The sequence below is a fragment of the Marinilabilia salmonicolor JCM 21150 genome (genome assembly GCF_000259075.1).
GTDB lineage: Bacteria > Bacteroidota > Bacteroidia > Bacteroidales > Marinilabiliaceae > Marinilabilia > Marinilabilia salmonicolor.
Genome location: NZ_AJKI01000002.1, coordinates 197,452 through 210,604, shown reverse-complemented (window position 1 = coordinate 210,604; position 13,153 = coordinate 197,452). Strand labels below are relative to the sequence as shown.

12 protein-coding genes are annotated in these 13,153 nt (G+C 42.4%); 9 read left to right on the top strand and 3 right to left on the bottom strand.

The features are described from left to right. Window positions 1-66 precede the first annotated feature (66 nt). A complete protein-coding gene (locus tag W7W_RS0101540; protein WP_010662109.1) occupies window positions 67-639 on the bottom strand; it encodes an adenylate kinase in 573 nt (190 codons plus the stop codon). Between the two features lie 11 nt (window positions 640-650). Continuing rightward, window positions 651-1,187, bottom strand: coding sequence for a hypoxanthine phosphoribosyltransferase (gene hpt / locus W7W_RS0101535; protein ID WP_010662108.1), 537 nt, complete (start codon window positions 1,185-1,187; stop codon window positions 651-653). A gap of 152 nt (window positions 1,188-1,339) precedes the next feature. On the opposite strand from hpt, the gene purE reads away from it, so the two are divergent. Together purE and pdxH are read left to right on the top strand one after the other, a co-directional pair. After that, window positions 1,340-1,852 (top strand): 5-(carboxyamino)imidazole ribonucleotide mutase, encoded by a 513-nt coding sequence (purE, locus tag W7W_RS0101530; RefSeq protein ID WP_010662107.1) that lies wholly within the window; start codon window positions 1,340-1,342, stop codon window positions 1,850-1,852. Window positions 1,853-2,333: 481 nt separating this feature from the next. Next, window positions 2,334-2,978 carry a pyridoxamine 5'-phosphate oxidase gene (gene pdxH / locus W7W_RS0101525; protein ID WP_025006688.1) on the top strand — a complete coding sequence of 215 codons (645 nt, stop codon included), beginning with the start codon at window positions 2,334-2,336 and terminating at the stop codon, window positions 2,976-2,978. Between the two features lie 9 nt (window positions 2,979-2,987). Here the strand turns inward: pdxH and gldA are convergent, their stop codons facing one another. After that, entirely contained in the window at window positions 2,988-3,893 is a 906-nt protein-coding gene (gene gldA, locus W7W_RS0101520) for a gliding motility-associated ABC transporter ATP-binding subunit GldA (RefSeq protein WP_010662105.1), read from the bottom strand. Between the two features lie 55 nt (window positions 3,894-3,948). On the opposite strand from gldA, the gene ispG reads away from it, so the two are divergent. The 7 genes from ispG to W7W_RS0101485 all read left to right on the top strand — a co-directional run bounded on the left by ispG (window position 3,949) and on the right by W7W_RS0101485 (window position 13,114). Then, window positions 3,949-5,820, top strand: a complete 1,872-nt coding sequence (gene ispG / locus W7W_RS0101515; protein WP_010662104.1) for a (E)-4-hydroxy-3-methylbut-2-enyl-diphosphate synthase — start codon at window positions 3,949-3,951, stop codon at window positions 5,818-5,820. A gap of 174 nt (window positions 5,821-5,994) precedes the next feature. Then, window positions 5,995-6,774, top strand: a complete 780-nt coding sequence (locus W7W_RS0101510; RefSeq protein WP_010662103.1) for a hypothetical protein — start codon at window positions 5,995-5,997, stop codon at window positions 6,772-6,774. Window positions 6,775-6,825: 51 nt separating this feature from the next. Further along, window positions 6,826-7,269: a DMT family transporter gene (locus W7W_RS0101505; RefSeq protein ID WP_010662102.1), complete on the top strand. Its 444-nt coding sequence runs from the start codon at window positions 6,826-6,828 to the stop codon at window positions 7,267-7,269. A gap of 606 nt (window positions 7,270-7,875) precedes the next feature. Continuing rightward, window positions 7,876-8,955 (top strand): endonuclease/exonuclease/phosphatase family protein, encoded by a 1,080-nt coding sequence (locus tag W7W_RS0101500; RefSeq protein WP_010662101.1) that lies wholly within the window; start codon window positions 7,876-7,878, stop codon window positions 8,953-8,955. Between the two features lie 579 nt (window positions 8,956-9,534). Further along, entirely contained in the window at window positions 9,535-10,293 is a 759-nt protein-coding gene (locus W7W_RS0101495) for a helix-turn-helix transcriptional regulator (RefSeq protein ID WP_010662100.1), read from the top strand. A 525-nt stretch (window positions 10,294-10,818) separates the two neighbouring features. Then, complete coding sequence (gene mutA / locus W7W_RS0101490; RefSeq protein WP_010662099.1) at window positions 10,819-12,681, top strand: methylmalonyl-CoA mutase small subunit; 1,863 nt, start codon at window positions 10,819-10,821, stop codon at window positions 12,679-12,681. Between the two features lie 46 nt (window positions 12,682-12,727). Then, complete coding sequence (locus W7W_RS0101485; protein ID WP_010662098.1) at window positions 12,728-13,114, top strand: GxxExxY protein; 387 nt, start codon at window positions 12,728-12,730, stop codon at window positions 13,112-13,114. Window positions 13,115-13,153 lie beyond the last annotated feature (39 nt).

Sequence of the window (13,153 nt, the reverse complement as noted above, 5' to 3'; positions counted from 1 at the left end):
TGGAAGTGGTATTGCTGAATTCTTTGATTTTCCGTGATTGAAAACGATCAGTGCCCCAGAGGTTTTTCAGCTGATCTTATTCAGCGCCACAGCAATACGGTTAAAAATCTCGTCAATTTTCCCCGAGCCTTTGATGGGTTGATAGCTACCCTCGGCTTTGTAAAAATCAATAACCGGAGCGGTTCGTTCTTCGTACACCAGAATTCGTTTTTCAATGGTTGCCAGGTTGTCATCAGATCTTCCTGATATGCGCCCCCTTTCCAGCAGGCGTTCAATCAACTCCTCTTTTTCGACCTCCAGATTAAGCATGATGTTGACATCCTGACCTTTATCGTTTAGGATTTTTTTCAACGTCACTGCCTGATCCACAGTACGTGGATAACCATCAAAAATGACTCCTTTTGTGTTTGTGAGAGAATCCAGTTTCTTGTTCAGGATTTCTGTAATGGTTTCGTCCGGGATTAGTTGCCCGTTGTCAATTAATGACTTGGCACGTATCCCAAGTTCGGTGCCTTCATTGATTTCTTTGCGGAGAATCTCGCCTGTGGAAATGTGGGTAAGTCCGTATTTTTCAATGATTTTTTCACTTTGGGTGCCCTTACCCGAACCCGGGGGGCCAAAAATAACAACATTTAGCATAAGGGCTCTGTTTATTCAATTACGGTATAAATATCCGGAAGATTTCTGCCATATCCATCATAATCAAGGCCATACCCCACAATAAATTCATTGGGAATCTCCAGTCCTACATAATCAAGTTTAACATCTTTTTTGCACGCTTCAGGTTTGAATAGCAATGTGGCTACTTTTACATCCCTGGGGTTTTGAGTGTCCAATTGTTTCATCAGATTCTCAATGGTAACCCCGGTATCCACTATGTCTTCAAGCAGCACAATTGTTCTGCCTTCAATTTCTTCATTCAGTCCGATGAGATGTTTCACCTTTCCGGTACTTCCCATTCCTTCATAGGAGGCAAGTTTTACAAAACTGATTTCACATGGAAAATCAATCAGTTTCATAAGATCTGCAGAAAACATAAAAGATCCGTTTAATATACAAATCATAAGGGGATTCTGGTCCTTTAGTTCCCTGTTCATTTTTTCGGCCATTTCCCAAAGGGCCTTTTTAATGTCACTGGCAGGTATCGAAAGGGCAAATTGCTTGTCTAAAAGTTGAATGCGCTTCATCGGAGGATATATCTTTATCGGTTTTTAAAGTGCAAAAGTATAAAAAAATGAACAGACTGAGGGGATTTCTGTTATCTCTTTACGGATTAAAACTGGTTAAAGTTTGTAGTTTTATGATATTCAAATTCAGGAATGTTTAATTCTTTTGTGATATGAAGCCAACGGTTAGCATTATCATGGGCAGTACTTCCGATCTGGGTGTGATGGAAAAAGCGGCCAAAATTCTCAACGATTTTAAGATTCCTTTCGAGATCAATGCACTGTCGGCGCATCGCACGCCGGATCAGGTGATGACTTTTGCCCGGGAAGCATATGATCGTGGAATTCGGGTCATTATTGCCGGAGCAGGCGGAGCCGCTCACCTGCCGGGAGTTATTGCGGCCCTTACTCCCGTTCCGGTTATTGGTGTTCCCATCAAAGCTTCCATCTCTATTGATGGCTGGGACTCCATTCTTTCCATTTTGCAGATGCCTCCGGGAATACCCGTGGCCACAGTGGGGCTGGATGGTGCTCATAATGCCGGAATTCTGGCCGCACAAATCATTGGAACTGGCGATCAAGAGGTTTATAAAACTGTAAGTAAATATAAAGAGAGTCTGTCGCAGAAGATTGCAAAGGCCAATGAAGATCTAGCATCAGTAAAGTTTGATTTTAAAACCAATTAGTTAGTGTTTGTTTATAAAATCCAACTTATGCGTTGTTGCTCAAAATCTAAATCCTCAAATACATAAGTATTCTGCGGTTTAGATTTTTCACACGCCTTGAATTTGAACTTTCTATCTCAAACACGTGAAAAACACTTTATTTATGGACAGGTGTTAGATAGATCCTGTCTATAAAGTCGGGATGGTTTGTGAAAAGTCATGTGTCGGTTCAGAAAGTTGCGTTTGTAAGGCTTGGTATTCCCGAAAATGCGGAGTTTACTTGAGTAAATGAGTACTTTTCGGGAATGGCGTAACGAAGCAAATGGTACTTTATGGACAGACCAGATAGAGGCCTCCTTAAGAAAATTGACTTGAAAATAATTGATTATTCCCGTCATCAATTTCCTTTGTGGTTGCCTTAATTTATTGGCATTTGAACATCTCATGACGAAAAATTATGAATAAACCAGATTAGAGACAATGAATCACAAAATTTTTTATTTTGCATAGTAAATATTCCGATATCCGTAGAAATTATGAACGACAGGAGATGAAGGGCGAAGACCTGGAACTGTCTCCGATATTGCAGTTCCAGAACTGGCTGGAAGATGCCATCGCCGCTGAGGATACGGAGCCTACTGCCATGTCGCTGGCTACCGTTGACACCACAGGGCAGCCTACGCAACGGGTAGTTTTGCTGAAGAATGTATCTGAGGCAGGCATTTCTTTTTTTACCAATTATCATAGTTCCAAGGGAGTCCAACTGGACCATAATCCCAAAGTATCGGCAAATTTTTTCTGGCCTTTATTGGAACGACAGGTGCGCTGGGAAGGGCGGGTAACAAAATTATCCCAGGAGGCTTCAGACAATTATTTTGCTTCACGTCCAAGGGAGAGTCGCATTGGAGCCTGGGCTTCGCCGCAAAGCACGACCATCAGCGGAGACAATTTTTTATCGGAACGCTTTCGAGAATTTGAATTGCAATTTAAGGATAAGGAAGTACCCCGTCCTTCACATTGGGGCGGCTATCTGATTGTTCCGCACAAGGTGGAATTTTGGCAGGGGCGACCCAACAGGATGCACCAACGGTTTGTTTACACTCTTCAGCCTGATGGTGAGTGGGCCCTTTCGCAGTTGGCACCTTGACCGTTGAAGTCAGGCTGTCAACGAATGAAACAAATCTTCCAGCGACTCTTTTTCTACTGATAATGCCATGATCACCAGATTGTTATCCACTGCCAGCTTAAATAATGACGGGCGCACGTCGAAACCCGATTTGACATTGACCAGGTAGCCATTGTTTTTTCGGGAAACGGACTCTACTCCTTCAATGGCATTTATTAATTCGGGAGCTGTTTGGCCATCGTATTCCACATAGACCCGGGATAATTTATTTTCAAAGCTTTTCTCCATGTCCGTGGCTGCTTCATCGGCCACGATGACTCCATTGTTAATGATGATTACCCGTTCGCAAATTGCCTGAACTTCCTGCATAATATGCGTGGAAAGAAGAATTGTTTTTGCTTCGCCAAGTTTAGTGATCAGGTTTCTGACTTCCACTATTTGATTGGGGTCCAGTCCTGTGGTGGGTTCATCCAAAATCAGTACCTCGGGGTCAGGGAGCAATGCCTGCGCCAGTCCAACTCTTTGCCGGAAACCTTTTGACAAGGCGCCAATTTTTTTATGCCTTTCAGTAGTCAGTCCTGTGGTTTCTATGATTTCAGCAATACGATTTTTACTGTCCGGAAGTTTGTAAATGTCAGCAACGAATTTCAGATATTCTTCAATATACATATCCTGATACAGAGGATTGTGCTCAGGGAGATAGCCGACTTTTTTTCTAAGTTCCAGATTGTTGCCGTCAATAAGTGTACCTGAAATATCCACGCTTCCTGATGACGCCGGCAGATATCCGGTTAGAATTTTCATCATGGTGGATTTGCCTGCACCGTTTGGACCAAGAAAACCTACAACTTCTCCTGTGGGAATGATGAAGGAGACATTGTTGAGCGCCTTCTGTTTGCCAAAAAATTTCGAAACTTCTGATACCGTTATAGACATTTCTCTCTTTGTTTGCTTCAAAGTTATTAATTTTGGTTCCACCAAAAAAGATATTATGAAAGACCAGCTGAATTTTTGTGATTCCTATTTTCAGTACAACCGACTGAAAACAGATCCTGTTAACGTGGGTAATGTAATCATTGGAGGAGACAATCCGGTGATAATTCAGTCGATGACCACCACAAATACGCTGGATACCCTGGCGACAGTGGAACAAGGCATTAAGATTTCTGAAGCCGGAGGAGAACTGGTCAGAATTACAACTCAGGGACGGCGGGAAGCGACGAATCTGGAGTTTATTAAAAAAGGACTGATGGAAAGAAATTGTACTGTACCACTGGTGGCCGATGTACATTTCAATCCCGCTGCTGCAGAAATTGCAGCCACTCTTATCGAAAAGGTACGCATCAATCCGGGAAACTTTACCGGAGGGGCGAAAAAGTTTAAGGAGGTTGTGGCAGGCAGTGAGAAGGATCAGGAGGGGCTTCGGCAAATCAGGGAAAAGCTTGTTCCATTTCTCCGATTGTGCCAAAAACATGGGACTGCTATTCGTATAGGGACCAACCATGGGAGTTTGTCAGACCGCATGATGTCGAAATTCGGGGACACACCCGAAGGAATGGTTGAGTCCTGTATGGAATACCTGAGAATCTGTAAGGAGGAAGATTTTAAGAACATTGTACTTAGCATAAAATCCAGTAATACCAGAGTGATGGTGCATACGGTGCGGTTGCTGGTGGCTGCCATGAAACGCGAAGATATGCGATACCCCCTGCACCTGGGCGTTACAGAAGCCGGCAGCGGTGAAGATGGTCGCCTGAAATCGGCTGTGGGAATTGGAGCGCTGCTGTCCGATGGTATTGGAGATACTATCCGGGTTTCACTTACCGAGCCTCCTGAAAATGAAATCCCTGTGGCTGCTATGTTGGTGGAGCATTATGGGAAAAGGGCGGGGCATGTTCCGGTTCCTCCGGTAGAAACAGATTTTTACAGTCCGTTTAAATATCAAAAAAGATCAACGCATCAGGTGGTGAATGTAGGAGGAGAAATGCCTGCGGCTGTTGTGGTGGATGTCAGGGGGAAGCCCATAATTTCTGAAGGAATGGAAACACCTGAAATTGTGATTTGTGACCATGATCAATTATCCGGACTCCCTGAATCCTGGGCCGATGTCATAAAAGTGGTTCCTGCTGAAAGTTATGAGGATTCATCCTCCGTTGTCTATCCTCTTTTTGAGGTAGATGAAAACTGGATCAGTCAAGAGGGGGCTTTGTTTTTAGAGTGCAGAAACAGCGATTTGACTGCCGGGATGAAGGAATTGTTGAAAGAGAAAAAGAATGTAGTCATCTTACTTGAATCAGACCATCCAAATAACACTGCTGATAGGCGTGCCTTTTTTCTGACGATGCAAAATGAAGGCCTTACACATCCTGTCATTGTATCACAGACCTATGATGAATGTACAGACGAGGATTTTCAATTGAAATCAGCAGCTGATAGCGGTCTTTTGTTTCTGGATGGATATGGTGACGGAATAGCTCTTACAGGTTTTTTGCAATCGGTTCCCATCATGGTGTCAACGGGATTCGGCATTCTCCAGGCGTCAAGAGTTCGGTTTTCAAAAACAGAATATATTTCCTGTCCCGGTTGCGGACGTACTTTGTTTGATTTGCAGAGTACAACGGCCAAAGTAAGGCTACAAACAGGACATCTTAAAGGATTGAAAATAGCAGTTATGGGATGCATCGTTAATGGTATCGGGGAGATGGCTGATGCCGATTACGGATATGTAGGTGCCGGTCCGGGCCATATTTCTCTGTTTAGAAACAGGGAGCTGGTAAGGAAGAATATTCCCGAATCAGCTGCAGTGGAAGAATTAGTGCAGCTCATTAAAAATAATGGGGATTGGCATGATCCGGTTGATTAAAATGTGCTGTTGGTCAAAAAAATGCGTACAAAGGCGTAAAAGTTGCTTTCAGGGAGTTGGCATTTTTTGCACTTCGGGGGTTTAATTTTTAAATTGCACTACTGATTTTGTAAACAGGTGTTAATCTGCCTTATTCATGAATAAGGCAGGTTGAAAACCACATCCCCGAATCCTATGAGGTTTCTTTGGATTTTTATGTTTAGCATGTTTGCTGCTTCCCTTTTTGCCGGGGAGATAGAAATTAATGGCTCTTACCAGGGAGATAATCTCTATGTGCAAAATCCTTATGCCGAATCAGGTGTAGGTTTTTGTGTCTTTGAGGTAATGGTAAACGGACAAACTACCACCGATGAAATCAATTCCAGTTCGTTTGAGGTTGACCTTTCTGTTTTTCGTTTTGCTATCGGGGAACCGGTTCAAGTTGTTATAAAATATAAAGAGGGCTGCGAGCCTGCTGTAATAAATCCGGAAGTGCTGGCTCCCCGCGCATCTTTTAAAACCATTGATATTGCTATTCATCAGGACAATCTCATCTGGAAAACCAATCATGAATCAGGGACTCTTCCGTTTATTGTGGAACAATATCGCTGGAATAAGTGGGTTCAGGTAGGTTCAGTTAACGGGAAAGGTGTTCCGGGAACCCATGAATACAGTATCTCTGTCAGGATGCATTCCGGAGAGAACCGATTCCGTGTTCGGCAAACCGATCATAATAAGAAACGCCAACTATCGCCTGAAGTGGTTCTGGAAAAAGATAAACCCGCCGTATCCTTAGCTTCTATGAAGGTTGAAGACAGTCTGGTTTTTTCAGAACCAACATTGTACGAAATTTACGATATTCAGGGGCGCATAGTTTTTAAAGGCTATGATGACTCCGTAAGTGTTCAGGGACTTGATCGTGGGGAATATTACCTTAATTTCGACAATCAAATGTCGGTATTTACCAAACAATAGCATTTGTTCGAATGCCCGAACCTCCGTAACTTGCGCGGAAAATGATTGCGCATGACTAAATATATTCTCATTATTGCAGCATTGCTGATTGGTGGTTTTTTGTCGATTCAGGGCAGCATTAATGCCCAGCTTTCTTCCTTTCTGAAGCACCCATTGCAGGCATCTTTAACCAATTTTCTGGTTGGTACAATTATTTTGATTCTGCTGAATCTTATTTTGCGTACTTCCGTTCCTTCCTTTTCCGATTTAAAATCAATTCCCTGGTATTTGTTTCTGGGCGGCGTCATAGGTGCAATGTTTGTCACATCAGTGGTGTTGCTGATTCCGCAGATTGGGGTGACCACCATGTTGGCGGCCTCAATAGCAGGTCAGTTAATCATTGCTGCCGTTATTGATCATTTTGGTTTTTTTGGCGTTAGCGTGCATGCCATCTCTTTGAGCCGGGTGGCCGGTATCGTATTGCTTATTCTGGGAATTCTTTTGATTCAGCGATGAAATAGGGTGTTCCAAAAGTTACGATTTTAGAGTAACGTGGTGAAGAATCTATTTATTGCTGATCTTTAGAGGCTAAGAGATCTACCAATGACAGATTTATGTAAAAACCAAAATATCAGCATGTTGATAATTGGCCCCCATTCGGGGACCCGGTCTCATTTGGTCAGCTTCTCCCCGGGTTTTCGACCCGGGGTTATTCAAGTTTGCCCCCTGCGGGGACGAGCCACATCTGTCATATTCCCATTATTCCCCAAAATTTGTTTGGGGTAGGCACTCAGAATAACAAATGCGGTGAATTTTGGACTACCTTTTTCTTAAATGGCTATGGTTTAAAATAACGTTCTTGCAATTAGAGATTGCTTCGGGCAAGGCCCTCGCAAGGACAAAGTCCCCGGTCGATGGAGAATAAGTTGGCAGTAAAAAAATGTCATTGTGAGGGCTCAGCCCGAAGCAATCTTTAAACATCCACATGCAACTATAAACTTAAGCCAATTTTAAACGGATGAAACGAGCATGGAGCTTTGATTTCTCAAAACTGCACAAAAGAGTATGTGTAAAAGAATATCGGGTTTCATCAGACCAATAACTTACGTTAATTTTATAAGAATGAAAAAATTATTTCTTCTGGCTTTCTACGCCGTTTTTCTTTTGGGGTGCGACCCGTTCGGAACGAGTCTGGATGCTGATGATATTGCTTATTATGCTTCTCACGCGAAAAAAGAACATCAGGACATTTCAGATACCCTTTCCGTAATGACGTGGAATATAAAATTTGGAGGAGGGAGAATTAATTTTTTCTTTGATTGCCATGGCAACAGGGTGATTATGGATTCGTCTGAGGTGTTCAATCATCTTGAGGGAATTGCCGCTTTTATTAATCACCACAAGCCTGATTTTCTCTTTGTTCAGGAAGCCGATGTGGACAGCAGAAGAAGTGCCTTTTCTGATCAGATCCAGTGGATTCTGGAACACACCGGATTCAATTATGCAGTCTATACTCCCCAGTGGAAAGCTGATTATATCCCTTCCAAGGGGCTTGGAAAGATGAACTCGGGAAATGCCATATTTTCCAGGACGCCGCTTTGGGGAGCCAAACGCATTTCGCTTTCGCTGATAGAGGAACAAAATTGCCTGGTTCGCTATTTTTATTTAAAACGATGCCTCATGGATGTTTCTACGGTGGTGAATGGTGACACCCTTCATCTTTTGAATACACATCTGGCGGCTTATTCCAGTGATGGAACCAAAAAGAAGCAAATAGACCAGGTTTTTGAATATGCAGACTCGCTCAGATGCAATAGCCAGAAATTCCTGCTTGCCGGAGACTTCAATGCGTTGCCTCCCGGTACCCGAAAGCTTAAGGGGTTTCCCGATTCGGCCTGTACGAATGGGGACTTTGAAGCCGATGACTACTCGGGTGAAGAACAATGGATGATGCCATTCTATGAGGTGTTTAATGCTGCTGTACCGTTGGAGAGATATCAGGACAACAATCTGCCCTTTTTTACCCATACCACCGATAAAAATGGCTTCTGGAACCGCAAACTGGATTACATTTTTTCTAATCTATCTTTTGTTCCCGGGAGTATGAATGTTATTCAGCGTTCTGATGAGGTTGAACTCCGCCCAATGTCATTGTCTGATCATTGTGCTGTTAAAGCCAGCTTAGTCCTGATAGAAGATTAAAAGACAGGTCTCTGTGGATGATTGGTTTGTTAGACGAGAACTCATTACAACAACCGGAATTCATGCGTCTTGTTGATTGGATAAAACAAAGACACCCGAGTATTTCACGAATTATGAAATGGTCTCAGGTGTCCTTTTAAACCAAAGCCTGTTTGGGTATTTGGGTTGGGTGTTGTTAAGTATTAAGGCGGGCAGGGCCCCTTTAATCAGGGCAATTTTATCCTGTCCCGGAACATTGTGTTTTAATACAATTTAAACTTAAAATGAGCTCAATTTTGAGATTACAATGTTACTCAAGAAAAAAGGCTCATCAATAGTACTTTAGTATAGTTTTTTATTATTGTAAAGTAGGATTTTTTGGAAAACAATAAGAAATAATTGGTTTAGGGTTTATTTCATTTCTTGATGTTTATAATGGTTTGGACTCATACCTGTATCATTGAAATTTTGTTGTAAAATTACTGGATTACTCTGTTTTTTTGTAGATTATTATATTTTGTTCTTTTCTGGAGACCGTGAAATATTTAATATTTTTGCTTACTTATTCTTTGAAAACGTTTAATCTTTTGCCAAAAAGTTATGTCTTTCGTAAAACATCTTATCGATTCTGTGGGCAGTGCTTCCTCCGCCGGGAAAGAACCACTGGAAAAACCTGATGTCTGGAAGATTCTGGATATCTTTTCCAGATTGTTGAATCAAAGCATTTATGTAGCGGATTTCAGTAGAGGAGAATTTCTTTATGTGTCTGAGCATCCTTTGTTTTTATGTGGACATAGTGCACAGGAGGTAAAAGAAATGGGATTTTCTTTTTATGAAAAGATTATTGCTCCTGAAGATATGCCGGTGGTAATGGATGTTAATGAAAACGGATTCAGGTTTTTTAACACCAAGCATCCCGAAGATTACCGTGAGCACTGTTATTTGTCTGTTGATTTTCATATCCGTCAGGAAGATGGAAGTCTGATATTGATTTCTCAGCGACTGGTACCTTTACAGCTGTCCCATGACAATCGTCTCATCTCCACCCTTTGTTTTGTTACCCCATCTCATGCTTCAGGTCCGGGCAATGCGGTTATCCAGAATTTGCTGGAACCTTTCCAATATCAGTTCAATGCACTTACACGTCGATTTGACCTTCGTGATCAGAACCAGCTTTCCGGTCGTGAAAAAGAGGTGCTTTCATTGTGTGTAAAAGGCGATGGAAATCAAACCATCAGTAAAAGCCTCAATATCTCAGAGTCAACAGTCAAGCAGCATAAGCGGAATATTTTCCGGAAACTTGGTGTTAGTAATACTTCCGAAGCGGTCTTTTTTGCCATTTCGAATCGGATGGTCTGAGTTGTTATTGATAAGTGGTGTTCGATACCTTCATGAGGTTTTTATTCATATAAAGAAACCGGGACTGAAGGGCTCTTAATATTTACAGGTGTTTGTAAGCTATAGTATATCGAAACTAAAGGGGGCGCATATATCAGTAATTGTTTGACCCTGTCCAAAATCATTATTTTAAGAGAACTGTCGCACTACTAGGCAGGTATGCCTAAAAACAACGCTTGTGTTATCAGGGCTTGAAAGTAATAATCTCGAAATATTACTTTTATGACAGTCCTTTATGTTTTTTCGAAATTTCGTGATAGGCTCTTAAGTTATGCATCATTGTTAGGAACCAATAAAGTAATTACTACCCAAGTAACCTATGAGCTAAAAGCAAATACTTTAGAGCTAACCTTTGGCAGCTTTCTTTCCTGACTTTGAGCTTTATATGTTCAACAACATGCCATAAACAAACTGGTTTTGTTCCCATTCCAGAATAATTTCGTTAATTTTGCGCCCTGTTAATTCGCACAAATAAACAGTTACATTATGGCAGATAAATCAAATCAACCGTTGTTTAGCGAATTCGCTCCAGTGTCGACACAGGAGTGGATGGACAAAATAACAGCGGATCTCAAAGGAGCTGATTTTGACAAAAAGCTCGTTTGGAGAACCAATGAAGGTTTTAATGTTCGTCCCTTTTACAGGGAGGAAGACCTTAAAAACCTTGAGTATCTTGACACGCTTCCGGGCGAATATCCTTTCGTTCGCGGGACAAAAGCCCACAATAAGTGGATGGTTCGTCAGGATATTGTGGTGAAAGATGTGAAGGAAGCCAACGAAAAAGCGTTGGATATCCTTAACAAAGGGATCGATTCTCTGGGATTCTTCATCGAGAAAGAAGAACTCATCACCAAAGAGAACATCTCTGCTCTTCTGAAAAATATTGTTCCCGAAGCAGTGGAACTGAACTTTTCTACACTGCATGGCAACAAGAAGCTCTACCAGCTGGTGGTGGAAGAGTTTGCTGCACGTAATTGTAAGCTTGAGGAGATCAAAGGTTCTTTGAACTTTGATCCGCTGGGAAGTCTTACTGTAAGCGGGAAATCGTGTGTACCAGTGGAAGAACTCCTTGATGATGCCGCTGAACTGGCAGGCGAAGGAAAAGCTTTGCCTCTGTTTCAGACCATCAGTGTAAACGCCAAGCATTTCAACAATGCCGGAGCGACTATCGTTCAGGAACTGGCTTTCGGACTGGCTATGGGTAATGAGTACCTGGCTCAGATTACCGAACGCAATCAGGCCGTCAACACAGCAGCTAATAACATTCGTTTCAACTTTGGAATTGGTGGTAATTACTTTATGGAAATTGCCAAGTTGCGTGCCGGACGTATGTTGTGGGCTAAAATTGTGGATGCTTACAAACCTACCGGTCTTGAAGTGAAGAAAATGCACACGCATTGCGAAACTTCGGAGTGGAACAAGACCATTTATGATCCATATGTAAATATGCTGCGTACGCAGACTGAGGCGATGAGTGCCACTATTGGCGGAACCGACTCACTGACTGTGGCTCCTTTCGATCAGGTGTTCCGTCAGCCTAATGTTTTCAGTGAGCGTGTTGCCCGTAACCAGCAATTGTTGCTGAAAGAAGAATCATACTTCAGCATGATTGTGGATCCTTCGGCCGGAAGTTACTACATAGAAAATCTGACGGACAGCATTGCCAACGAGGCATGGAAGCTGTTTGTGGAAGTGGAAGAAAAAGGTGGTTACACTGCCGCTCTGAAAGCCGGGTTTATTCAGGCTCAGGTAAAAGAGGCTTCTGAAACACGTAAGAAAGATCTTGCCCGTAGAAAAGACACCTTGCTGGGGACCAACCAATATCCAAACAATCTGGAAGCAGTTGCCAAAGAAATCAGTGAAGACAAAGCCTTTACTGACTCTGAAGAAGGTAATACCGTTGAGCCTATTCAACTTTACCGTGGTGCTGAAGAATTTGAAGCGTTGCGACTGGCTACAGAAAAAGCTGCCAAGCGTCCTAAAGTCTTCATGTTGACCTACGGAAACCTGGCCATGCGTCTGGCGCGTTCGCAGTTCTCCGGAAATTTCTTCGGATGTGCCGGATATGAAATCATTGATAACCTTGGATTTGATACTGTGGAAGCTGGCGTTGAAGCTGCTAAGAAAGCCGGAGCCGATGTGGTGGTGCTTTGTTCTTCTGATGAAGAATATGCTGAAGCTGCACCCGCTGCCTTTAAAGCACTCAATGGCGATGCCATCTTTGTGGTAGCCGGAGCTCCTGCTTGTTCGGACGACCTGAAAGCTCAGGGCATTGAATATTTTATCAATGTGCGTACCAACTTGCTGGAAACGTTGCAAGGGTTTAACCAAATGTTGAATATTCAGTAAATTTTAAACGCAAAGACGCGGTGACGCAAAGTTTTTATTAAGAGAGATGACAAAAGAGGTACTAAATAATATTTCCTCACAGATAATAGGAGGAGCAATTGAGGTTCATAAGGAGCTTGGCCCCGGACTGCTTGAATCTGTGTATGGTGCCTGCCTTGCTCATGAGTTGAGAAACAAAGGATTGCTTGTAGAGGAGCAGGTACGTTTGCCATTGATCTATAAAAACGAGTCTTTACAGAAGGATTTTATTCTGGATTTATTAATTGAAAAAGAGGTGATTGTTGAGTTGAAAGCTGTTGAAGAAGTACATCCGGTTCATGAGGTGCAGTTGGTAACCTACCTTAAACTGGCCAATAAAAAGCTTGGATTACTGATCAACTTTAATGTTCCTGTCTTGCACAAGGGTATTTACCGAAAAGTCAATAACCTCTAATAATAATCTCAGCGCCTTAGCGCCTCTGCGTTAAAATAA